This window comes from uncultured Cedecea sp., assembly GCF_947498825.1.
Lineage (GTDB): Bacteria > Pseudomonadota > Gammaproteobacteria > Enterobacterales > Enterobacteriaceae > JGM124.
In genome coordinates this window covers 1-23235 of record NZ_CANMLV010000019.1, presented here as the reverse complement: position 1 = coordinate 23235, position 23235 = coordinate 1, and the positions used below count along the sequence as shown (strand labels likewise).

Here is a 23235-nt window from a genome sequence, read left to right as displayed (position 1 = left end):
CTCGCGATATTTACGATTAGTTAGTATTAGCCAGAGCATCAATACCACGAACATAATCCGCAATTGCTGGATTTTTCAGGGCTGTATCATGCATTGGTTTTACTGCATCTACGAATGGCTGCTTCTCAACGGCGACAAACTTAACCCCCATAGAGGATTTGGACTGTTCGATAGACTCAGCAGTCATCTCCGTCCACAGATTTTTATGATATGCCATTGATTCTTTTGCTGCTTTTTTCAGTGCTTTCTGTTCTTCTTCTGATAGTTTATCCCAGACTTTTGAACTGATAACCAAAACATCAGGAATCATCGTATGCTCATCCATACTGAAAATTTTTGTTACTTCGCCATGGCGAGCGGTTGTGAGTGCTGTTTCGTTGTTTTCTGCACCATCAACCACACCTTGCTGTAGCGCTGTGTATAGCTCGCCATAAGCCAGAGGCGTAGGAGAGCCCCCCATCATTTTAATCATTTCAACTGCTGTAGGACTTGGCTGCACACGAATTTTCATACCGGCGAGATCTGCTGGTGTTTTGATTTCTTTGTTGGCATAGAAGCTACGAGCACCAGCATCGTAGTAAGTCAGGCCGATAAAACCTTTATCATAAGAAGCTTCCAGAATTTTCTCACCCACGTCACCTTCCATTGCACGGTAGTAGTGATCACGGTCGCGGAAGATATAAGGAATATTGAAAGCGCCGTAAGCCGGTTCAAATGCTTCGAGCTCACTGGCGTTTGATTTCACAATGTGAAGAGCTCCATTTTGAAGTAATTCCATTGACTCACGCTGAGTTCCTAGCTGACCGTTTGGATAGATACGGATGCGCACTTCATCGTTTGTGTATTCTTTCACTTTGTCAGCCATATGCTGCATTGACTTATGAACCGGATGGTTACGATCCTGGTTATGGCTCAATTTAAGCGTTGTCGTCGCAAGAACAGAAGAGGAGATACTTGCTGTCAGCACGCAAGTAACGAATGTCACCAGTACTTTTTTATTAAAATGCATAGAATTCTCCATATTTAATCGTTTCATTAGCCGAACACCATTATGGTTGACCAATATTTTGAGGCTAATCAAAATTTTTCAACGCATATCCAAACTGACCTATTCGCAACCAATTTTCAACGAAAAAATTTCAATTGGTTGACCAGTGTCATGCTTTTGGTTAGCAATCTCAGCTACAGCCATCTAATTGTGAGTTTTATCACAAGATCGGTTATTGCTCTGTGTTTAAATGCGCCACATCCTACTTCTGTGTCGCTTTCTACAGTATTAGAGAAATAATTCGTCGCCAGGAGACGTTAATGAATAAACTCATCATCATATTGAACAAAGTACTCTCTTTATTCTGTATTTCACTGAGTAGTGTATTGGTGCTGTCTGTCGCGTGGCAGGTATTTTCGCGTTATGTACTGAATAACCCAAGCACCTTTACGGATGAAATGTCACGTTTTCTATTTATTTGGGTTGGCTTGATGGGAGCGGCATACACCATGGGGCAAAAGCGTCATCTGGCTATCGATTTACTGCCAATGGCCCTGGAAAAAAGCCCACTAAAACTGAATAACCTGAATATCATTATTAATCTTTTAAGCATTTCTTTTGCATTTATCATCATGATTTACGGTGGCGGTAATTTGATGCTAAATACACTTGAAACAGGTCAAATTTCGCCTGTACTAGGTATTGAGATGGGTCTGGTTTACGCGGCTATTCCATTGAGTGGTTTATTTATGGCGGTTTATATCATCCGCGACCTAATAGAACTGGTTGCCAAACGCCGGACTCTGGCGTCATAACACCCGATAAAATTTTAATAATGACTTAAATAAGGAATATCACCGTGGAATGGCAAATTCTGATCGTTTTATTTGGTAGTTTCTTTATATTGCTCGGTATTGGTGTGCCAATCTCATTCTCTATCGGGCTCTCTTCATTACTAACCATCATAATGTCGCTACCTTTTGATGCAGCGATTGCCGTGATTTCACAAAAAATGGCATCGGGTTTAGATAGCTTTGCTCTGTTGGCTATTCCATTTTTTATTCTTGCCGGCAATATTATGAACCAAGGTGGTATTGCGCGTCGCCTGATTGAGTTTGCTAAAATCCTCGGCGGTCGTTTACCCGGTTCGCTGGCGCATGTGAATATCATCGCTAACATGATGTTTGGTGCGATTTCCGGGTCTGCTGTTGCCTCTGCTGCTGCAGTAGGTGGCACCATGTCGCCACTGCAAAAGAAAGAAGGCTACGATCCGGCGTTCTCAGCAGCGGTCAACATTAGTTCATGCCCAACAGGTTTGCTGATCCCACCGAGTAATACATTTATCGTTTACTCGCTGATTTCGGGCGGCACGTCAATCGGGGCGCTATTTTTGGCCGGTTATATACCGGGCATCCTTATGGGCGTTAGTTTGATGATCGTGGCCGGTATTATTGCGAAAAAACGTGGTTATTCAGTTGCTCCTAAACCAACGTACTCTGAAGTGATGCAAAAAACGCTGGAAGCACTGCCAAGTTTGAGCTTAATCGTGATAATTATGGGCGGTATCATCGGTGGCATCTTCACAGCAACAGAAGCATCAGCGGTTGCTGTCATTTATACTTTATTGCTGGCAATTGTGTTCTATCGTGAAGTGAGCATCAAACAACTTCCAAAGATCATTCTTGAGTCAGTGGTAACAACATCGATTGTCTTGTTGCTGATTGGTGCCTCCATGGGGATGTCTTGGGCGATGGCTAACGCAGATATCCCCTATCTAATCAGTGATGCACTACTCACTATCTCCGAAAACCCATTAATCATCCTGCTGCTCATTAACCTGGCGCTGTTGATTGTTGGCACCTTTATGGATATGACACCCGCCCTGCTTATCTTTACGCCTATCTTCTTACCCATCGCGTTAGATTTAGGTATGGATCCCGTGCACTTCGGTATCATGATGACTTTCAACCTGTGTATTGGTATCTGTACGCCCCCCGTTGGAAGCGCACTCTTTATTGGCTGTTCCGTGGGTAACGTGAAGATCGATAGGGTTATTAAACCGCTGCTTCCATTCTACATAGTGTTATTTGTAGCACTCATGCTCGTCACTTTTGTGCCACAAATTAGCCTGACACTTCCTCAGTTATTCCTGGATTACTAATAATTATGGCGAGAGTGTCTGTCGACTCTCTCGCAAATGAATGGATACCTTCACAATGAAATTTCTAAAACAGTGGCAGTTTGAACAACAAAATAACAACGAAGTGATTCTTCGTTGCGATAATAGACACATGCTCCACCTTTTTATTCTTGAAAAGAATCTGATTCGTGTCTTGGTTAAACGTGACAACACGTTACGTCTTGATCGCACATGGACAGTCGCACCCGACAGTCAGGATGTTCCCTGGGAAGGCCGTGATCGTCTATCTATACAAGGCTTCACTTGCCCTGATTATCAGCTAGAACATACCACTGATAAGCTTACAGTGACCACAGAACAGCTACGCTTGACTGTACATCAACCATTGTGGATGGAGTGGGAACATCGCATCAACGGTGAATGGGTAACGCTTGCTAAAGATCGAAAAACAGGCGCGATTCAACTCGGAGTGAATGAATCGGGTATTGCGCACTTTATGAACCGAGAGTTAACCGATCATTACTACGGTTTAGGTGAGAAAGCCGGTAACTTGAATCGCGAAGGTCGTCGTTTTGAAATGCGCAATCTCGATGCTATGGGATACGACGCAAGTAAAACAGACCCTCTTTACAAGCACATTCCTTTCTACATCACTAAACCACTAAATGTTCAGCACAATGCTTCGTTTGGTCTGTTTTACGATAACCTGGCGAGTTGCTGGTTCGATCTTGGCAATGAGCTTGATAACTACCACATCAAATACCGTAGCTACCGTGCTGAAGACGGTGATCTCGATATGTATTTTATATACGGGGATAGCATAAAGAACGTCACGAAACAATTTGTACGCCTCACGGGGGGGACGATGTTTGGTCCGAAATGGAGCTTAGGTTACAGCGGTTCGACGATGCAATACACTGATGCACAAAACGCTCAAGAACTGCTTGAAGGCTTTGTTGATCAATGTGCTGAACATGGTATTCCATGTGATTCATTCCAGCTCTCTTCTGGTTACACATCGATTGGTGATAAGCGTTATGTATTCAACTGGAACTCTGACAAAGTACCAGACCCTAAAGCCATGTCAGACCATTTTCATCGTAATGGTATGAAATTAGCCGCGAATATCAAACCCTGTCTACTGCGCGACCACCCCCGTTTTGCCGAAGTTGAGGAAAAGGGCCTGTTCATTCAAGATTCAGAGTTTGATTACCCTGAAAACTCAGTATTTTGGGATGCAGAGGGGTCACACTTAGACTTTACCCACCCTGAAACGGTGAAATGGTGGCAAACTAACGTCAAAGAGCAGTTGCTGGAAAAAGGCATCGACGCAACCTGGAATGACAATAACGAATACGAAATTTGGGATCGTGGTGCGCGCTGTTTCGGCTTCGGAAAAGAGATCCCCGTTAGCTTAATTCGACCACTTCAGCCGCTACTGATGATGCGCGCATCATTTGAAGCGCAAGCTGAGTTCGCACCATACCTTCGCCCTTACTTAATTTCGCGTTCTGGCTGTCCTGGCATGAGTCGCTACGTACAGACCTGGAGTGGCGATAACCGCACAAACTGGACTAGCTTGAAGTACAACATCAAGATGGGGCTCGGTATGAGCTTGTCTGGCCTCTATAACTTGGGTCATGATGTAGGAGGATTCTCGGGGGATAAACCAGATGCTGAGTTATTTGTTCGCTGGGTACAAAATGGTGTAATGCATCCTCGTTTCACTGTTCACTCGTGGAATGATGATGGTACAGTAAACGAGCCTTGGATGTACCCTAATGTCACCCCCATCGTCCGTAATGCAATATGTCTGCGTTACCAGTTACTGCCATACATCTATGACTCTTTACATAAAGCCGCGACGCAAGATGAACCGATGTTGCGCCCAACCTTCCTCGATCATGAGCATGACGTACGTACTTTTGATGAATGTGACGACTACTTATTTGGTCAAGACCTCTTAGTGGCATCGGTCGTTGAGCAAGGTCAGTATCTGCGTGATGTTTATCTGCCTGACAACGAAACAGGCTGGTACGATTTCTACACCGGCCAATGGCATAGTGCCGGTCAAATGATTACCCTTGATGCTCCTTTAGAACGTATTCCACTACTTGCTCGCGCAGGTTCGATTATCCCGATGAGCGAACGTGTGGCGCATATAGATATCAAGCAAGATGCCGCACGCATACTGAATATCTACCCTATTATGGGAGTAGGTAAGCATACAAGTTGCCTGTTCGATGATGATGGCGAAAGCTATGGATACCAGGAAGGACAGCATATTACGTTGGATATTGAGATGGTATGCAGCAACCAGGCGATTAAATTGGACATCACCCGCTCTGGTAACTACCAACCTGCGTATCAAACCTTGACACTGCGTTTACCTCAAGGTGAAACACGTCCGCTTATTGTCAATGGTAAAACTTATCACTCAGGTGCTACTTTCCCACTCAGCGAAGCGAAATAACAACAGTCATAGCCTGAGAGCCCCTCGGGCTCTCTGTCACCCAGTCATAAAGTCGTTGCGCAATAATATTTTTTTCCTGGGTATGCCAGTACAACCTGCCAAATAGCAAAAATCCCGCATAAGGAAACTTACGCGGGATTTTTGCTATTTGGGTAGCTCTTCCCTATTCAGCGGAACTGTCAATTTCATTTTCCCGCACTTTCAGATACGCAGTATATAAACGACGCTCCAGCACGATGTGATAATACAGGTATCAATTTTAAATGCCTGTACCAACGCGGTTTACATATTACGACTCCAAATCAACCACGAGCGTTATAGCCCAGGTAAAACTCACCGGGCAGGAATATCTACAGGCTATGCCTGACTTGTAAAACATTGATGGTATCTTTTATCTCATCCATCAGATTTCTGACATGTTCATCTACATAACACTTTGAATGAAATATTATGTAAACCGGAATCGGATAGGTCCAGTCATTAAGTATTGATTGTAATATATTATTTTTGATTTTTTCATGGCAAAGAAAACTCAAACCAGACCCAATCCCCATTCCTTTTTCAATAAAAGAAATCACTGTGCGTTCACTGGATACCTTTAAGGTAGGCCCTAATGGATAGGACTCTAATACACCTTTTACTTTATTCCGGAACAACCATTTATCACCTGTCAGGCAGTGCTCAAAATTAATACATTTATAGTCCACCAGATTTTGTGGATGAAGAGGTTCTCCATGAATACGTAAAAACTCTGGTGAGGCCAGAATGTAAGATTTAAGATTAGTGATTATCTTAGAATAATAACTACAGTTCGGTAATTCTCCGATATGTACAGCGAAATCAACTTCTTCTTCAATCAAATTTCCTAACCGGTCGTCATAGCGTGTGTGAACAATAACTTCCGGATTTTTAGTCATAAATGAGGATAATGCATAATGTACATCAGGTATATCGAATATAACAGGTAATTTAATGGAAACCTCTCTCCTCGAAAAAGAAGAAACATTTTCTAATGATTTAACGGTTTCTTCTAATAAGGCATCTATCTTAAGACTTTGCTCATATAGATATTTCCCTTCAAATGTGAGTGAGAAAAAACGTGTATTCCTGTTAATAAACCGAATATTAAAACGTTCTTCAAGATTTTTTATATTTGACATCACCGATGAGCGCGAAACGTTCATCCTCTTAGCCGCAGTAGAAAAACTTCGATATTTGGCGACGTGGAAGAAAAATAAAAAATGTGATAGATCCTGTTTCTTTTTCATTTTCATGAAAACCAATTCCTATGTGAATATCAAAACGTTCCATAGTATATAATAGCAAAATGAATTAAGAACCTCAAAAACACATCGCTAGTTGTCACAGATTTATTCTGTAATAAAGATATTAACCGGGATTGAGCCCCAGTTAATATGTAAGCAAAAAAAAACTACAGTTAAGCCCCATCAAGAAGATTAATGATATTCTGTGATGCTTTATGGATCGCTTCAATACTGACTCGTTCATGGCAGGGTAAAACCAGCATTCTTCGTACCAAATTAGATGCATTAGGAAAATCAATGTTATTATTTCCAGAATACTTAGGCTGCGTGTAAAAAACCTTGCAATAAGGATAATTACTGACTATCGCATTTTTATATCTATAAGTATCAGTGTTAATACCAAGGGTATATAGCTTATTAGCCAGTTCTTTCCCTGTATATTTAACATTTTCATTTAATAAGCAGACTAAAGAATAACAGTTATGCCTGCTCATGACATCTGAATTTAAGAAATCGATATACTTTGATTGCTGGAGTAATATTTTCCATTTTGCTTTGCGTTTCTCGCGCCCCTGAATCTTGATATCCAAACTGGCCAGTTGAGCAATACCCACCGCAGCCTGGAAAGCCGACAGTTTATAATTAAGACCGTCAGTATAACCAAAGCTACCATGGTGTTGGCTAAAACCAATGTGCGTAAAAGAGCGAATCTTTTCAGCATACTCATCGGAATTGGTCAGAATAAATCCACCTTCTCCAGTACTGATCAATTTGAATTCATGAGTACTAAAGCACCCAATATCACCGATTGTCCCCTCGTAACCCAGTAAGGAGTCAGTCCCGGTTGATTGTGCTGCATCTTCAATAATCGTAATATTTTTCTGACGACATGTGCCCACAATGTCACTGTCAATTGCCCGATATCCCCACATCGAAACAGTAATCAAAACGCGAGTTTTAGCCGTTATCTTATCGTTAAAATCTTTCAGGCAAGGTTTAAATGAATTTATACTACTGTCATAGAAAACAGGTATCCCTCCTGCTTGTAAAATAGCTGATACAGTCATAGGCACGCAGATTGCAGGAACGAGTACCTCATCGCCCGGTTCGATAACAGTTAGTAAACTAGCATGTAAGGCTGCTGTACCTGATGATACTGCAATAGCATGTTTAGTATTAAAATAATAACTCAAGTTTTTTTCATATAGCTGAATAACTGATGAATCACCTGACAGCATATCGGCTTCAGTTAAAATCTCTAATGTTTTTTGAATTTCCTTCGGCGTTCTCAATGCTTTATATACACAGTCTATAAACATTATTCGTTCTCTATTATGTTTGTTGAAGTGATTTCTTATTTTAATTTATCAATATATCCAGACAAGTAAGCTACTCTTTTTTTTAGCCATATTTCTTCCTTCATTAGTATTAATCGTATCAGGTAACTTTAGTAATTTGGTGTAAAAATGGTCTATACCCGTCATACTTCAAGTTGCTTGGGCGTTACCTTCGTCAATCCTGCCGAATCACATAGTTTATCTATGCTCATCGCCAGGATTGACTCTGCCCCTACAAGCAACTTGAATTATTTAGGGTATAAAGCATATTTTTTATCGTTCAGTAAGCGCCCTGCAGCAAAAGGATCATCCTCACTATATATTCGCTGACCTAATTTTCCGGCAACATAAAAAACTCTTGCCAGGCCAATCGCACCCAATGCATCAAGTCTGTCTGCATCCTGAACAATCTTAGCTTCAATAGTGACAGGTTTGATTCCCGCTCTGTAACTATGGGAACGTATGACATCGGAAATCTGACCATATAAATTCACTGAGATTTCTTGGAAATGTTCTTTGAATATTTTTATCGTTTTCTGTGCCGAAAATATTGATGAATAATGACGAAAAAACGAATTCTTAGGCAGAGCTACAATATCATGAAAATAACTGGCAATAATAATAACATCTAAATTGCCACCTTCATATTTATGAATATGTTTACTTTTTTCTGCCACCCGCGTTAAATGGCCTAAATCATGTGCGGCATCTTTATGTTCAATCATTTCTTTTTTTAGATAGTTTATTATCTTATTTTCCAGTTCCATTACATATCCACCGTGATGATATGTTTCTTATTAGGTAATGTTTTTAGCATAGATAAGGACGCTAATTTATAACCATAAATTCTGATTAGCCACCTATCCATACCATCGAATTTTTGTGTTCCTGCGATGGCATCTCTGCCATGAATACAAGTTCGATTATTCAAGAGCAGTACATCTCCCGGGTGTAATACGACTTGAGTAATATTTTCTGAACGATTTATTGTATCAGCCAGTGCTTGTAATGCTTTTGCTGCCTCAAGATTATTAGCGGTAACCTTACTGTTACTGTAGCGTAATCCCATACCTCCATCATGGAGTTTTTTAAGTACTGATATATTATTAATACTGAACTCTCTGTCAAACGAAGACTGACTAATTGCAGAAAATTGCGGTTTCATTAATGATTCAATGACCTTCGGAGTCAAACTCTTAAGTACCGATTCTAAGGGAATTACCGTGGTGGCAATACTGTCCGGATTGCGTAATCCCAATAAACCAAAAGCATCGGGTGAAATGGGATTCCCTGGCATCGGATCTTCTTCCATAAAATATCCATTCACTACTTCGGTATGAAAGCCAAGCTTTTTAGTCGAGCGATTAAAACTCTTTTCGTTATTTTTAGCTGGCATCACCATATGACATAAGCGTCCATTCATTTCGTCCAAAAATGAACGAGCTGAATGACCACTCAGTCTTAATAACCCTAATAAAGCTGATGCAGGAATGCGCCAGCCAGGAGTATCGGGTGACGCATTATCTATTGGTGTAAAGGGTAATGACTGAATTGACAAAAAATTTCTTATCACAAGGTAAGAAATTTTATTATCTGAAACTGCGCTAATTTTTTTTAATACCGTGTCATCTATGATCATCTTCAATATATCATGTGCAACACTTTCAAGCTCAAGAGGTGTATCTTCTTGATCATAATTATGAGCGACACTATTCAGTGTATTCCACACTTTACGTCCCTGCCTAGATGAAAAAACAATTTCATTTTGCATAACTTCATCCCAACAATATTAAACATGAGTCTGGTTGTTAACATTCAGTGACATACTCTAGCAAAACAACACGGAGTATAAACAATCATCATATGTCAAAATAACGCACATCAAAAACCAACTAACCTAATGATATCCATCAAAAAAAACACCTTTAGATATATTGATAACTACAAATATATTCTAAGCTAACATCGTATATTTAATATCAAATACCAATATATGAATCATAGAATAAAATATAAACATCCATTTTCTTATCGATAAAATATATTACCTAACATCACTAATGCGATAGACTTTCACTCTTATATGGAATCTGAGCGGTCCAGATGAGACATTGCCAGGCTAAAAGCATTTTCTTTCATTAATATAATTACCCATTCATTAGATTTCATGCAGAAAAATATCCCCCCCAAAATGGGAATGAGCATCATTTAATCATTTTCACCTCAATAGCAATAACAAATGAAAATATAATAACATCGGGCTATATATGTAACATATTTCGCATAAATATTATTTATCTTTCTTAGCAACGTTAAAAATTTGCTGCCAGAGAATCAGATGGATATTCGTATTATGAAAGCAACAAATTGAAAATTGCCTGTCACGATAGGGAGTAAGCGCAGATTAGGTGGGAAGGACAGGCATAATGACGGATCACCTCCATCATTATACTGTCAGGTTGTGCAGATAGTTGCTGTTTTGATAACGTGATTATTTTGTTGCCATCTCGTCTGACTCAAATTTGATAGTCAATTGCGCTATCTTCAGGCTCCAGCGCCAAACGCTTGATTTCGTCTACTGACAGTGCCGGATTGCAAAGCTCAATAAAGCGCCAGACATAGTTACGCTGTAATTGTCCCCGGCGGATCCCAAGCCAGACGGTATTCGTATCAAATAAGTGCTGGGCATTAAGATGAACAAGCTCGTCCCCATCAACGCATGCCTGTGAGGCAACCAAGCCAATACCCAGACCTAATTCAACATAGGTTTTGATAACATCAGAATCCTGGGCACTGAGCACGATATCAGGAATCAAACCACGGCGTGCAAAGGCCTCATCAATACGAGAGCGACCGGTGATCCCTTGACGATAGGTAATCAATGGCCAGCGACTGATATCATCAAGTGTCAGTGGATTATTTTGAATTAGCGGATGTCCTGGTGGAACAAGCAGGCTGTGATACCAGCGAAACCAAGGGTAGGCAACCATCGCTGGATCGGTACTTAAACGCTCACTTGCAATACCAATATCAGCGGCACCACTATGCAGTAAGCTTTCAATTTCTTGTGGCGTACCTTGGATAAGTTCAAGTCTTACCTCAGGAAACAAACTACGAAATGCTTTGATCACCACGGGTAAACTATAACGGGCTTGAGTATGAGTGGTGGCGATAGTCAGCACACCGCTATCTTCATTCGTAAATAAATCTGCCAGACGTCGTACACTGCTGGCCTCGTTTAAAATTCTCTCTGCGATGACAAGCAAGGCTTTGCCTGGTTCAGTCATGCCTAATAACCGTTTACCGCGACGAATGAAAATTTCAATCCCCAGTTCTTCTTCAAGTTCACGGATATGACGACTTACACCCGACTGAGAAGTAAACAGCATATTCGCAACTTCGGTGAGATTGTAATCCTGTCTTGCGGCCTCGCGGATTATTTTAAGTTGCTGGAAATTCATAATGCCTCCGGGGTCATGATTTTCTTTGCACTATTGTTAAAGTCATTTCCCCGGCAAACCAAATAATAAATACCCTCATCTTATGTCTTTTTATACTAAAGAGATTTTAACCCGCCATCATCCATAGTGAATTATCTGGCAATGGCCGAGAAACAAGCGACAGCAAGGAGTCTTTCACTGCCTCGGATTGTGCAGAAAGTGGCACCCTGGATGACAGATTCAGTGTCAGGGGTAAGCTCAGCGAGGGCTGGGTAATGTGTGCCATCCAACCATGTGTTGCCGCAACTAAAGAACACGCCGCTGACTCAGGCAAAATAGTGACCCCCATACCACTGGCAACCACTGCCGTCAGTGTGGCTGTTGACTCAATTTCGCCCATCACTTCAGTGCTCAGACTTCTCAAAGCGAAGGCATGATCAATACGCTTGCGCAACGCGCTGTAACCGCAAGGTAAAAACAAATTCATTTCTGCAATAGTATTCAGATCGACCGTTTTCCCCGGGCAAGTTCCGCTCCCGACCAAGAATAAATTTTCTTTTAATAAGGGTTCACTGACCAGGCCATCCTGAGCAGAACTGTCATAAACGATGGCCATATCCAGCTCACCATTCAATAATTTATCATTAAGTACCGCATTACTGTTTTCATGCAGATGGATCATGACATCTGGTAAACCTGCACGCATTGATTTCAGCATCGGTAAAATCACGACCGAGGCAGCAGCCCCTGGAGCCAGTCCGATAGAAACAGCACCTTTTAACGCTTTACCTACACTATTTACTGCCAGTTGCGCTTGTTCACATTGTTTAAGTATCGCTTTAGCGTGGCCATAAAGTACTTTTCCGGCTTCTGTCGGCGTTACACCACGTTTAGTGCGAATCAATAATTGTTGATCCAGTTCAGCCTCAAGGTTCGCGACCTGCTGGCTCAGCGCTGGTTGCGCAATATAAAGCACTTCCGCGGCCTGGGTGAGACTACCAATATCAACGATCTTCACGAAATACTTCAGTCGTTTTAAGTTCATACATTCCCCTTTACGCAACAACCGCGTCAATCTAACAATCAGTCATAAGGGATGTGCAAAATTCTTGCCAATTTATTAAAACAGCGTGAAATAAACTAATAATATGAATTATAAGAAAATACTATGGTGATGAAGGTGGCAGCATTGCGGAGATATTGCTAACGCTGCCACCTTATCGGTGCAAGTGCACAATTTTGGTGCACTTAATGAGAAAAAAAGAGATATTTTAGAGCGCCTTTAGCACCCTAATCAGGCAATCGTTGCCCACCATAAGCGCAACTTTATTCCCCAATAACTCGTCCAGCCACTGGTGGTGGAGATAACTCGTCCCTGATAAATGATGAACAAAGTCGGCGTGACATTGATTTGGAAGCGCTGAGAAATACTTCCTAATGGATCATTCACCACCGGAAAACGATAGCCTTTATGCTGCAATCCCCCCATCACTTCGTCATCTTGTCCCGATCGCAATGCAACCGTCATCACATTGTTTCCTTCATCATACAGTTTTGCGATATCAGGCGTAGTGAAGCGACAGACAGCACACCAGCTGGCCCAGAAATAGACCAGCAACGGCTTATCAGCGCTCAGTGCTTTCAGGGTTACCCTCTGTCCCTCTAGTGTCTGTAAGGGAATGTCCTCAAAAGAGGGAGGAGCAATCGGAGCCCGCCACCAGTCTACGGCCAGCATCACCACAGCCAGCAATACCATTAAGATAATGCCTTCACGTAGCCAGCGTAACAGTCTACTTTTCATTAGCAGCAGCCAGTTTTTCCTTCACGACCTCTTCCAGTATTTCCCACGAGACAGCACCGGGGATCATTTCATCACCGATAATCGTTGCAGGCGTTCCCTGGACACCAACCAGACGGGCTAACTGTAAATTGGTTTTCAGCGTCTCTGCACTTTTTTCATCCGGGATCACGACCGTCGTTCTGCTCTTTTCAACCGCGGCAGCAATACTTCCCGTATCGTGCTGTCCCTTTTTCTGCATCAATTTTTCATGTAGTGCCAGAAACTGTTCAGGATGCTGACGCCATGTTGTTAAAACGGTGCGAGCAGATAAAACGGAGCTTTCACCTTTAAAGGGTAACGGTTTAATCACTACCGCCACTTGCGGATATTTCTGAACAATTTTTTCCAGCATTGGATCAAATTGTTTACAGTAAGGACAGTTGTAATCTGTAAAATTTACCAAGGTTAACAGCGGTTTCTCTGCCCCAATACGCGGACTATTAGGGTCGTTAAACAACATTTGTTCAATTACAGCCTCAAACTGTTGCTGCTGTTCAGCCGAAAAGGGCTGTTCTGGCGCAGTTTGCGCACGGCTGATGCTGGTATATAAGGCAAAGAATAAGATCAAAAAATATTTCATGGTGTGACTCCTTTAGCTTTATCGAGCGTATTTATTACTGAGTCCCGGCTCAGTAGCGTCGGTAACACTTTCCCTGTGGGGAGCTGTGGGCCATAAATCTGATTAAAGGGGATAGCAACCTGCCCGCGGCTGCGTAAAAAGGCGGTTATCTCATCTGACGGAAGCGTCCAGTCCCCCCGTAAGGCAACAATATCTGGCTGTTGCAGGATGTTCTGTACTTCTTCTTTATTCAGTACATTGTATTTATTGGCCTTACAGGTGATACACCAGTCCGCGGTGACGTCAATAAATACCCGTTTATTTTCGGCCAGCGCTTGCGATATCGCCTGCTCAGTCAATGGCTGCCAGTCGATACTCTCTTTAGCGCCACTGTTCTGCACCAGTCCCAAATGCGGCAACAACAGGCTTGCCAGCCATAAGGCCGATCCCAGCATCATTACACCTAAAAACAGGCGTAAACGATTCATCCATGGTCCCGGACGTGGCAGGCGCAGTGCCAGCTGTGGTTTGAGGGCGATGAGCAGCCAAGGTAAGCTCATTCCCAGTCCGAGTGCGAGGAATAATCCCCATAACACCGGGTAAGAGGCTGTCAAAGCAACAGCAACGGCGGTTCCGAGGAATGGAGCGCTGCACGGCGTGGCCAGCAAAGTAGCAAAAGCCCCCTGCCAGAAATGTCCCGCCATGCCTTGTCCCCCCTGTGTTGCAAGGCGAGTCGTGAGTGATGAAGAGAGCCGGAATTCAAATAAACCAAACAAACTGGCGCTAAATACCAGCATCACTAGCGTCATCGCGCCAATAAACCACGGATTCTGGAACTGAATTCCCCAACCTAACGCGTGATTGGTCATTCTCAGAATAGTCATAAACAAAGCCAGAGCCATAAATGACGTCAGTATTCCGGCGACTGAAGCCAGAAACTGCCAGCGGATCACGCGTCTTTCATTATGCTGCACGAGCAAAACAGAACCCAGCTTCATACCGAGTACCGGCAAAACACATGGCATTAAGTTAAGAATCAGCCCTCCCGCCAGGGCCATTAATACCACCTGCCAGAGCGGTAATATTTCCGTTGCCATGGTATCACCGGAAGCTATACCGACCACAAGCTCACTTTCTTGCGCAATGCCCTGGTCTTCCAATACCAATATCAGCGATTTACCGCTGATATTGGGAGCGTCCTCCCCCCAGCTATCACTGACTGGAATGGTGGCCCGGAGCGTCTCTCCCTCAATATGCAGCGTGGGCTTGCCAAAAACGGCATCATCCAGATTATCCAGATACAGGCCTGGTGTTGCCCACCCTTCTCCACGGGTCGCCTCAAGCAGTAGCTCTCCCTGACGGTAATCCACCTTCAGAGTTTCAGTCAGTCCACTCTTAACCGGGATCTGCCCCATCGCTTTGAGATAATCATGGGCAAAGGTTTCATCCTGATGCGTTGGTGTAACGGTAAAAGGATAATCCGTCAGCAAGCAGACATTACTGCAAGTAGAGAGGGTCAGTATTCCCTCAAGTGGGGCAGAAGTACTCCCCGTTATCTGCATCGGAAACGTCACCTGTTGGTGGTATCCTTGAGTGGTTATCCCCGCTACATCAAAACGCGCCGGAACGGGCCAGAACCATTGCACCTGGGCCTGAGGATCCTGCCAGCGGATCGCGGGCGCAACCCCTCCTTCACCAGGCGATCGCCAGTAAGTTTTCCAGCCATCTTCCAGTTTGATATCCAGCAACAGCCGGGTTTCATTACTGGCACTGATATCGGCCCGTATACGTACCGCAGCATGTGAATTATCTGGCGATGTCAGCCAGACAGACTCGGCAGCCCAGGAAACTGGCAGCCAGAGCAGTAACAGGCAACACAATGCCCGTCTGCAAAGAATGAACATATTTTTTCTCCATAAAATGATGAACTCACTGTCAGAAACAGTTAACTATCATTCCTGGAATACGCAGAAGCGGAGGTGCACTCTGAGAGAGGGGGATGATATGACCCTGGGCGGAAAGAATCGACGCTGACACGAACGCCGGGGAGCCAGAAGTAACAGCAACAGACCAAGAGTCAGTAAAGCACTGTCAAACAGCATCGGCGGCATGCTCAGAAGTGATTTTGCACTAAGCTCGCAGGGGGTTACAGCCGTATCGTCATCCTGTGAAGGCGTATCAGGCTGAGTCAACATAACACTGACGCTCGTTCCCGTCTGCAAGGCATGCAGACTCAACACGCGTTGAGCGCTACACACGAGCACCACCACACATGCCAAACACAGGAACCAGAGACCCAGACGTTGCTGTTTAACCATTACACCCTCACATTTTCAATGGGCTTATCATATGGCCTGAAAACAAAATGGCAATCATTGTGCTGTAAAGTTATCTCAATACGCGCTTTTTTATGCCATTTGTTTGTTTTATCAGCAAACAAACATTTTTCTGTCACGGATGCTTTGACAACCTCATTCAGCCCCGGTAATATGCGCCCCGTTCAAACGATTCCTCTGTAGTTCAGTCGGTAGAACGGCGGACTGTTAATCCGTATGTCACTGGTTCGAGTCCAGTCAGAGGAGCCAATTTAAAGAAAGCAGACGTTCACTGACGTCTGCTTTTTTGCTTTCTATCAATTGCTTAACTCCTCTTTTACGTTCACCCTCTTCCACCAAAAAACGCTACTACTCACTACTTTTGTTGGTAGAATCGTTGGTATCTCTGGTTCGATTTTGCTTATACCAACAACTCAAGGGGGCGAGTCATGTCACTTACTGATTCCAAAGTAAAAAATGCCAAGTCTCTTGAGAAAGAATATAAGCTGACCGATGGCTTTGGTATGCATCTGTTGGTGCATCCTAATGGGTCAAAATACTGGCGCTTATCTTATCGTTTCGATAAGAAGCAAAGAATACTCGCTTTAGGTGTTTACCCTTCTGTTTCACTTTCTAAAGCAAGAGAACGCCGGGATGAAGCCCGTAAGCTTATTGCTGAGGGTATTGACCCTAACGCCAAGAAAAAATCTGAAACCACAGAGCTAAAAGCAAAACGAGATAACACACGTGCTTTTAAGGTCGTTGCAAATTCATGGTTTACCACCAAAAAGAAATGGTCTGAAGATTACCAGAACACGGTAAAAACCCGACTTGAAACTTATGTCTTCCCCTCTATTGGGGATAAAGATGTGACCGAGCTTTCAACGGGCGATCTGTTAGCCCCACTAAAAAAAGTGGAAGCGCTTGGTTATCTGGAAGTGGCGACAAGAATTAAACAGTATATTACGTCTATTCTCCGCTACGCCGTCCAGCAACAGCTTATTCGTTATAACCCGGCTTACGATCTGCAAGATTCTGTTCAGAAGCCTGAAACCGAACACCGCCCTGCACTGGAGCTGGAAGAAATTCCCTTGCTGCTTGAACGGATTGATAACTATAAAGGCCGCAGACTCACTACCCTTGCCATAAAACTTAACTTACTGGTATTTGTTCGATCCAGTGAGCTACGTTTTGCCAGATGGTCAGAAATCGACTTCAAGAGTAAGCTTTGGATTATTCCAGAACAGCGAGAAGTCATTGAGGGCGTGAAGTATTCAGGCCGTGGCACCAAGATGAAACGCCAACATATTGTTCCCTTATGCCGTCAGGCCATAGAAATTTTAAGTGAGATAAAACACCTGACCTATGAAGATGGCAATGAGGATGGGTTAATTTTTACTGGCAGCTATGACAGTTTTAAACCCATGAGTGAAAACACCATCAATAAAGCCCTGCGTAATATGGGCTATGACACCAAACAGGATATTTGTGGACATGGTTTCCGTACCCTTGCTTGTAGTGCCTTAATTGAGTCTGGTTTGTGGTCAGAAGACGCTGTAGAGCTACAGATGAGCCATAAGGAAAGCAACAGTGTTCGTGCTGCCTATACCCATAAGGCTAAGCATTTAGACCAAAGGCGTTTAATGCTGCAATGGTGGGGTGATTTTCTGGATGCTAACACTAGCAATATGGTCAGGCCGTTTGAGTTTGCACAACAGGGATAGATTGATCAAAAGCCATGAACGATTTACAAAACCTGTTAATATTATCGTTGAGAAAGACTCACGATACAAATCGTTAGAACTCACAGCAAAGTTATCCACTCATTAAGGATTTACGCACAAATGGAAAATCCCAAATTATTCATTTCTTATAGTTGGTCTAACCCCACCCATGAACAATGGGTAATGGATTTGGCTAATGAGCTAACAGAATCTGGAATCCATGTAATTCTTGATAAATGGGATCTAAAAGAAGGCCATGACTCAGTTGCCTTTATGGAGAAAATGGTTACAGATCCTCAGATAACCAAAGTAGCAATTATATGTGATGAAATTTACGCATCGAAGGCAGATGGTCGATCTGGTGGTGTCGGTACAGAAACTCAAATTATCTCACGTGAAGTTTATGAAAATCAGGAGCAAGGGAAATTTGTAGCAATCATTTCAGAAAAAGATTCACAAGGAAAAGCATTTCTACCTACTTATTACAAGTCCCGTATATATATTGATTTAAGTGAACCAGATAACTATACCGATAATTTTGATAAATTATTACGCTGGATATATGACAAACCCTTATATACTAGGCCAGCGATAGGAAATCGCCCTTCATTTTTAGACGAATCGGAAAGCGTATCTCTGGGAACTACTGCCGCGTTTAAAAGAGCTGTATCTGCCATTAAAGAGGGTAAACCATTCGCTTCAGGTGCCTTAGACGAATACTTTTCAACATTTTCTAATAACCTCGAAAAATTTAGAATCACGAAAAAAGAAGGTGAATTTGATGATCAAGTTATCAATAATATAGATAACTTCACACCATATAGAAATGAAGCAATAATGCTGTTTATTACTATTTCTCAATATGCACCTACAGAAGATAACATTCTTAAATTACATAAGTTTTTTGAATCAATTATCCCATATATGGATAGACCTGAGCATATAAGCAGTTGGAATGAATGGGATTTCGATAATTTTAAATTTATTATTCGCGAACTATTTTTGTATGCCATTGCGATTTTAATAAAACATGAGAGATTTAAAGAAGTTAATAAATTACTCATGGAGCAATATTACCTTCCGGGAAGAACAGTTTATGGAAGAGATGCAATGGTTGGTTATGAAATAATCAGGGAACACTTACGTTCATTTGAAAGTCGAAATAATAGATTAAAACTCAACCTATTATCACCTTGTGCAGACATCCTTAAGAAAAGAAACAATGGGACAGGTATAGATTTTCGTTATTTAATGCAAGCAGATTTCATACTTTTTTTACGAAGTGAAATACAGAAAATTGATCACTATCAATGCTGGTTCCCAGATACATTAGTCTATCTTGGCCATTTTCCTAGTTCATTTGAGGTTTTTGCGAGATCTTCATCAAAAGCATACTTTGAAAAATCGAAAACTCTATTAAATATAGATAAACCCTCTGACTTAAATGAACTGCTAAACGCTTATAAAACTAATCAGAAAAGATTACCACAATGGCAGTTTGAATCTATCAATCCCTCAGTTTTACTCGGCTTTGAAAAATTAGCAACAAAGGCATAGTTAAGATTGTGAGATATTCCTCTCCATATAGATAAAACCCTCATATGATATTATATGAGGGATATAAAAATACTGTTCTGAAAAAATTAACATGTATTTTATTCATTAATGTTTTACTAAAAGGCTTATTCCCCTTTTATTATGTATATAAAAGACATATTTTTTGGCCTGTTCTCATCTGCTGTAGGTACCATTTTAGACGCATCAAATGTTGCTATACCATGTTCATACCACCCATCGAAACCTGTCCCCATTAATCCTGTTTGAGTGATTCTGAACGCACCGTTAATTTTTTCATTATCAAATCTACCCGATGATGTTTTTACCTGTCCAGTGATATTTCTAATCGCATCACCTTGTTCTGTTAATACTTGTCTTCCTGCATCATAGCCACGTCCCTGATCACTTCCTCTGATAAACAGACCTCTCAGATCAGGTAATTTACCGGAAGGATAAACTAACGCTAACTTGGGATAACTACTTTTATTAAAGGATTTGTCCACTCCCCGTTATCTGAGACAGACCTGATTAGAGTTTTCCAGCTGTTTCCGGTATATCTCCGGGGGAAGGTTCCCCCGGCTTTCATGGGTACGGTTCAGGTTATAATCCTGTTGCCAGAACCAAGCCATTTCTCTGACCTGACTGAGTGATTCAAACAAATAGGCATTTAAAAACTCCCAGCGAAATGAACCATTAAAACGTTCAATAAATCCATTCTGCTGCGGTTTACCCCGTTGAATATGGCGCAGAGTAATACCATTATATTCACAGTAATTCAGTAAGTTAAACGATATCAATTCCGGACCATTATCAACCCTGATTTGCTGAGGTTGTCCGCGCTCTTCTTTCAGGCGTTCAAGTACGCGGATCACTCTGTCCGCTGACAAAGAAGTATCGACCTCAATAGCCAGACATTCACGCGTTCCCTCATCAATAATATTCAGTGTTCTGAATCGCTTACCGCAATACAGGGCATCATGCATGAAATCCATCGCCCACTGAACATTCGGTTTATTCACAACAGATAACGGCTTTTTCTCACGTTCTGGCAGCATTTTTTTGACTCTGCGTTTAAGGTTCAGGCCCAACCGGCAATACACACGATAAACACGTTTATGGTTGAAGCTGTAACCCTTAAATCTGAGTCGGTAATAACATTTCCAGAATCCAGCCTGAGGCGACTCAGATAAAACAGTCTGAATAGCATCAATCACGGCCTTATCTTTTTCACGCCAGTCAGTATTGCGTCGATAAAAAGATGCCCGTGATAAAGAGGTCAGTTTACAAGCCGTAATAACCGACAGACCTGAAGCCGTTAATAGTCCGGCACAGGATTTTTTCTCGGCTATTACCAGCCCTTTTTTGCAAAAAGCTCCTTCATGGCATGATTTTCAAGACTGACTTCAGCAAAGAGTTTTTTGAGTCGGGCGTTTTCATCTTCAAGCTCTTTTAATCGTTTAACATCATTAGCTTCCATACCACCATACTTAGATTTCCAGTTGTAATAAGTTGCATTACTTATTCCGTTCTGACGGCAGATTTCTTCAACTTTCAGGCCAGAATCGGCAAGCTTCAGGATGTTAACGATCTGAGTTTCAGTAAAACGTGCTTTTTTCATTTTGACCTCTGCGTATGTAAAGGCAGAAAATCTAATTATAGCTGTCTCATTTTAGGGGGAGTGGACAATCCTTCTTAAAGAGAAAAATATCCTTCTAACATTAATTTTCAGTACTTTCACCTTTATTAACCAATAAAGCAGAGAACAGAGAATTTTTTATCATTTATTTGTATTTCTACAAAAATTTATATTGATAAAACAATTCATCAGAATTAATTTATTATAAACAACATGGTAAATATAACTTATAAAATTCAGAAGTTATATTTTCCTCAACGCTAGCTTATAAAATTAAAGAACGGAGTCACAATTGAGAGATTTTAATAATGGACGTGACATTAACGTCAATGGGGATTTTAATATAAATGATAGCTCTGAAAATGAATTTAAACTCTATATCCACTGCTCAAATGAGATTCTTTTAGCAGATCGTCCATTTAGAGCTGAAAATATTAAAATTGAACAACGAAGAAAAGTTAGGCGTTTAATACCAACATATGTTTTCGTTATTATTTTAGCTTTCGCTAGTGCAATTTGGGCTATGTACAATGGAAAAACAGATCTTATCGCAATATTGATGGGGGGTGTTTCAGCACTATTGGGGTATAAGTCTATAATCATGACCATTGAGCCTAATGACTTTCAAAAAGAAGAACAAGCAGCGGTTAACGAGATAAGTAAAATATTAAAGCAACGCCGAGTAGAATAATTTATCAATAAGCGAGCAAGCTGTCATATTTGATATCGAAGCTCGCTTTAGTTAGTTTTATATTAAAAACTGACACATATAGAAATCATGTTCGTCATTATCATCCGTTAACACCTACATTAATTATCTTAGTCATTATTTTCGATCCTATTTTTATAAAAATGACTGCTATTATCTTTTTGCTTTACAATAGTCATTAGCTTACCCTCTCTATCATGACAATATTAAAAAACACTAAAATCATATATATTTCAATATATTAGAGAGATAGTTTATTGAAAATGATTTTATTTAAAGTAATCAGCTAGTTTTTCCTTAATGGTTTAGTATATGTGCGATTTATCCATCCATATATTTCTTCATTATTTACTGATACTTTAACATAGAGCCATTTTCTGTCACTTTTATCTAATACTAAAACAATAGAATACTTTTCAAGCAAACCGATCACTTCCCCCTGCATCGACGGTTTCTCACGTAAATTAATATCATTGCCAGTGATAACTCTGAAATCCTTTAATGTTTCCCAGTCTAAAATTCCTTTACGAGTATCGTTGAGTTCTCTTACATATACATTAATAGATGGATTTTTCATAATTAACTCACTGGGTGTATTGAGCGTTTTAAGGATCTCAGCCTTAATAAAATCCGTAAGCATAGGAATTATAACACTAGTAAAAATACAACATATTATTAACTGAACCCCCCAAGGCAACTCCCGGAATTTTCTAACATATTTATTTTTATTTTTAAAATCTTGAAATTTAGCAATTGCATCTGAATCAACTTTATTAAAATGAGATGAGTTCTCTGCAATATAAGCAGCTCCTTTAGCTGTTCCTGTATAATCGTGGACTATATTGACAATGGAATTTAATTCTTCAACGCTAGTCCTATTCAAATAGTTACTTATAGATGCATGCGCTTCTTTTATATTTTTTACTTTATCTTGTTCTAAAGCCAACTGCTGTGTAAAAATTCTAGTTGCGAAATTATCAGATAATAATTTGCCATATCGCTCAGAGGCAGTAAGTTGGGATTTCCATAACGCATTACCTAAAGCACTACCAGCCATACTGGAAGACAATATTTCACTGTACTTTTTCGCCAGAGCATTAGTTCTTTCCAACCAATCAGGCAATACAGCTTTTGATGCTAAAAAGACTGGGGCATTACCAGCCATGCTGGAAGACAATAATTCACTGTGCGTTTTCGCCAGAGCATTTGTTCTTTCCACCCAATCAGGCAATACAGCTTTTGACGCTAAAAA

20 protein-coding genes and 1 tRNA gene are annotated in these 23235 nt (G+C 41.3%); 7 read left to right on the top strand and 14 right to left on the bottom strand.

Going from position 1 to position 23235, the window contains the following annotated elements; translation table 11 throughout:
• Positions 1–16: 16 nt before the first annotated feature.
• Positions 17–1009: a TRAP transporter substrate-binding protein gene (locus tag Q1A40_RS17315; protein WP_300002683.1), complete on the bottom strand. Its 993-nt coding sequence runs from the start codon at positions 1007–1009 to the stop codon at positions 17–19.
• A 299-nt stretch (positions 1010–1308) separates the two neighbouring features.
• On the opposite strand from Q1A40_RS17315, the gene Q1A40_RS17310 reads away from it, so the two are divergent.
• Genes Q1A40_RS17310 through Q1A40_RS17300 form a run of 3 tightly spaced genes read left to right on the top strand, consistent with a single transcriptional unit; the run spans position 1309 to position 5601 of the window.
• On the top strand, positions 1309–1803 hold the full coding sequence (locus Q1A40_RS17310) for a TRAP transporter small permease (protein WP_300002526.1): 495 nt from the start codon (positions 1309–1311) through the stop codon (positions 1801–1803).
• 44 nt (positions 1804–1847) lie between these two features.
• Positions 1848–3149, top strand: a complete 1302-nt coding sequence (locus tag Q1A40_RS17305) for a TRAP transporter large permease (protein ID WP_300002523.1) — start codon at positions 1848–1850, stop codon at positions 3147–3149.
• A 55-nt stretch (positions 3150–3204) separates the two neighbouring features.
• Positions 3205–5601 carry a glycoside hydrolase family 31 protein gene (locus Q1A40_RS17300; protein WP_300002521.1) on the top strand — a complete coding sequence of 799 codons (2397 nt, stop codon included), beginning with the start codon at positions 3205–3207 and terminating at the stop codon, positions 5599–5601.
• A 350-nt stretch (positions 5602–5951) separates the two neighbouring features.
• Here the strand turns inward: Q1A40_RS17300 and Q1A40_RS17295 are convergent, their stop codons facing one another.
• The 10 genes from Q1A40_RS17295 to Q1A40_RS17250 all read right to left on the bottom strand — a co-directional run bounded on the left by Q1A40_RS17295 (position 5952) and on the right by Q1A40_RS17250 (position 16360).
• Complete coding sequence (locus Q1A40_RS17295; RefSeq protein WP_300002518.1) at positions 5952–6875, bottom strand: LysR substrate-binding domain-containing protein; 924 nt, start codon at positions 6873–6875, stop codon at positions 5952–5954.
• Between the two features lie 164 nt (positions 6876–7039).
• Positions 7040–8185: an aminotransferase class I/II-fold pyridoxal phosphate-dependent enzyme gene (locus Q1A40_RS17290; RefSeq protein ID WP_300002516.1), complete on the bottom strand. Its 1146-nt coding sequence runs from the start codon at positions 8183–8185 to the stop codon at positions 7040–7042.
• Between the two features lie 266 nt (positions 8186–8451).
• On the bottom strand, positions 8452–8970 hold the full coding sequence (locus tag Q1A40_RS17285; RefSeq protein WP_300002513.1) for an HD domain-containing protein: 519 nt from the start codon (positions 8968–8970) through the stop codon (positions 8452–8454).
• Positions 8970–9974: a carbon starvation induced protein CsiD gene (locus tag Q1A40_RS17280; protein ID WP_300002510.1), complete on the bottom strand. Its 1005-nt coding sequence runs from the start codon at positions 9972–9974 to the stop codon at positions 8970–8972. Before Q1A40_RS17280 ends, Q1A40_RS17285 begins: the two co-directional genes overlap by 1 nt.
• Positions 9975–10719: 745 nt before the next feature.
• The gene (gene cbl, locus Q1A40_RS17275; RefSeq protein ID WP_300002507.1) at positions 10720–11664 is read right to left on the bottom strand and encodes an HTH-type transcriptional regulator Cbl; all 945 of its coding nucleotides are present in this window, start codon (positions 11662–11664) and stop codon (positions 10720–10722) included.
• A 106-nt stretch (positions 11665–11770) separates the two neighbouring features.
• Positions 11771–12688, bottom strand: coding sequence for a nitrogen assimilation transcriptional regulator NAC (nac, locus tag Q1A40_RS17270; RefSeq protein ID WP_300002504.1), 918 nt, complete (start codon positions 12686–12688; stop codon positions 11771–11773).
• 249 nt (positions 12689–12937) lie between these two features.
• Complete coding sequence (locus Q1A40_RS17265; RefSeq protein ID WP_300002501.1) at positions 12938–13444, bottom strand: protein disulfide oxidoreductase; 507 nt, start codon at positions 13442–13444, stop codon at positions 12938–12940.
• Positions 13434–14063, bottom strand: coding sequence for a DsbA family protein (locus tag Q1A40_RS17260; RefSeq protein ID WP_300002498.1), 630 nt, complete (start codon positions 14061–14063; stop codon positions 13434–13436). Before Q1A40_RS17260 ends, Q1A40_RS17265 begins: the two co-directional genes overlap by 11 nt.
• On the bottom strand, positions 14060–15946 hold the full coding sequence (locus Q1A40_RS17255) for a protein-disulfide reductase DsbD domain-containing protein (protein ID WP_300002495.1): 1887 nt from the start codon (positions 15944–15946) through the stop codon (positions 14060–14062). Before Q1A40_RS17255 ends, Q1A40_RS17260 begins: the two co-directional genes overlap by 4 nt.
• Before the next feature lie 48 nt (positions 15947–15994).
• Entirely contained in the window at positions 15995–16360 is a 366-nt protein-coding gene (locus tag Q1A40_RS17250) for a copper resistance protein (protein WP_300002492.1), read from the bottom strand.
• Between the two features lie 191 nt (positions 16361–16551).
• On the opposite strand from Q1A40_RS17250, the gene Q1A40_RS17245 reads away from it, so the two are divergent.
• The 3 genes from Q1A40_RS17245 (at position 16552) to Q1A40_RS17235 (ending at position 19638) form a co-directional block, all read left to right on the top strand.
• Positions 16552–16627 (top strand) — tRNA-Asn (locus tag Q1A40_RS17245).
• A 179-nt stretch (positions 16628–16806) separates the two neighbouring features.
• A complete protein-coding gene (locus tag Q1A40_RS17240) occupies positions 16807–18081 on the top strand; it encodes an integrase arm-type DNA-binding domain-containing protein (RefSeq protein ID WP_300002489.1) in 1275 nt (424 codons plus the stop codon).
• 120 nt (positions 18082–18201) lie between these two features.
• Positions 18202–19638: an SEFIR domain-containing protein gene (locus tag Q1A40_RS17235; RefSeq protein WP_300002486.1), complete on the top strand. Its 1437-nt coding sequence runs from the start codon at positions 18202–18204 to the stop codon at positions 19636–19638.
• A gap of 125 nt (positions 19639–19763) precedes the next feature.
• On the opposite strand, the gene Q1A40_RS17230 is transcribed toward Q1A40_RS17235, so the two are convergent.
• Positions 19764–20141, bottom strand: a complete 378-nt coding sequence (locus Q1A40_RS17230; RefSeq protein ID WP_300002483.1) for a phage tail protein — start codon at positions 20139–20141, stop codon at positions 19764–19766.
• Between the two features lie 6 nt (positions 20142–20147).
• Positions 20148–21256 (bottom strand): IS3 family transposase gene (locus tag Q1A40_RS17225; RefSeq protein ID WP_300002481.1). Its coding sequence is split into 2 segments (ribosomal slippage): positions 20148–21004 and positions 21004–21256, totalling 1110 coding nucleotides; the frame shifts between segments, so codons are not numbered across the junction.
• Between the two features lie 310 nt (positions 21257–21566).
• On the opposite strand from Q1A40_RS17225, the gene Q1A40_RS17220 reads away from it, so the two are divergent.
• On the top strand, positions 21567–21965 hold the full coding sequence (locus tag Q1A40_RS17220; protein ID WP_300002478.1) for a hypothetical protein: 399 nt from the start codon (positions 21567–21569) through the stop codon (positions 21963–21965).
• A 304-nt stretch (positions 21966–22269) separates the two neighbouring features.
• Here Q1A40_RS17220 and Q1A40_RS17215 read toward each other — a convergent pair.
• The coding region (locus Q1A40_RS17215) for an SH3 domain-containing protein (protein ID WP_300002475.1) at positions 22270–23235 on the bottom strand (966 nt) is incomplete at its 5' end.

Excerpts from the sequence above, each read along its gene's own strand:
- Q1A40_RS17240 (WP_300002489.1), top strand. The coding sequence starts at position 16,807 with ATGTCACTTACTGATTCCAAAGTAAAAAATGCCAAGTCTCTTGAGAAA.
- Q1A40_RS17235 (WP_300002486.1), top strand. The coding sequence starts at position 18,202 with ATGGAAAATCCCAAATTATTCATTTCTTATAGTTGGTCTAACCCCACC.
- Q1A40_RS17290 (WP_300002516.1), bottom strand. The coding sequence starts at position 8,185 with ATGTTTATAGACTGTGTATATAAAGCATTGAGAACGCCGAAGGAAATT.
- Q1A40_RS17250 (WP_300002492.1), bottom strand. The coding sequence starts at position 16,360 with ATGGTTAAACAGCAACGTCTGGGTCTCTGGTTCCTGTGTTTGGCATGT.
- Q1A40_RS17260 (WP_300002498.1), bottom strand. The coding sequence starts at position 14,063 with ATGAAATATTTTTTGATCTTATTCTTTGCCTTATATACCAGCATCAGC.
- Q1A40_RS17295 (WP_300002518.1), bottom strand. The coding sequence starts at position 6,875 with ATGAAAATGAAAAAGAAACAGGATCTATCACATTTTTTATTTTTCTTC.
- Q1A40_RS17315 (WP_300002683.1), bottom strand. The coding sequence starts at position 1,009 with ATGCATTTTAATAAAAAAGTACTGGTGACATTCGTTACTTGCGTGCTG.
- Q1A40_RS17255 (WP_300002495.1), bottom strand. The coding sequence starts at position 15,946 with ATGTTCATTCTTTGCAGACGGGCATTGTGTTGCCTGTTACTGCTCTGG.
- Q1A40_RS17285 (WP_300002513.1), bottom strand. The coding sequence starts at position 8,970 with ATGGAACTGGAAAATAAGATAATAAACTATCTAAAAAAAGAAATGATT.
- Q1A40_RS17310 (WP_300002526.1), top strand. The coding sequence starts at position 1,309 with ATGAATAAACTCATCATCATATTGAACAAAGTACTCTCTTTATTCTGT.
- Q1A40_RS17280 (WP_300002510.1), bottom strand. The coding sequence starts at position 9,974 with ATGCAAAATGAAATTGTTTTTTCATCTAGGCAGGGACGTAAAGTGTGG.
- nac (WP_300002504.1), bottom strand. The coding sequence starts at position 12,688 with ATGAACTTAAAACGACTGAAGTATTTCGTGAAGATCGTTGATATTGGT.
- cbl (WP_300002507.1), bottom strand. The coding sequence starts at position 11,664 with ATGAATTTCCAGCAACTTAAAATAATCCGCGAGGCCGCAAGACAGGAT.
- Q1A40_RS17265 (WP_300002501.1), bottom strand. The coding sequence starts at position 13,444 with ATGAAAAGTAGACTGTTACGCTGGCTACGTGAAGGCATTATCTTAATG.
- Q1A40_RS17300 (WP_300002521.1), top strand. The coding sequence starts at position 3,205 with ATGAAATTTCTAAAACAGTGGCAGTTTGAACAACAAAATAACAACGAA.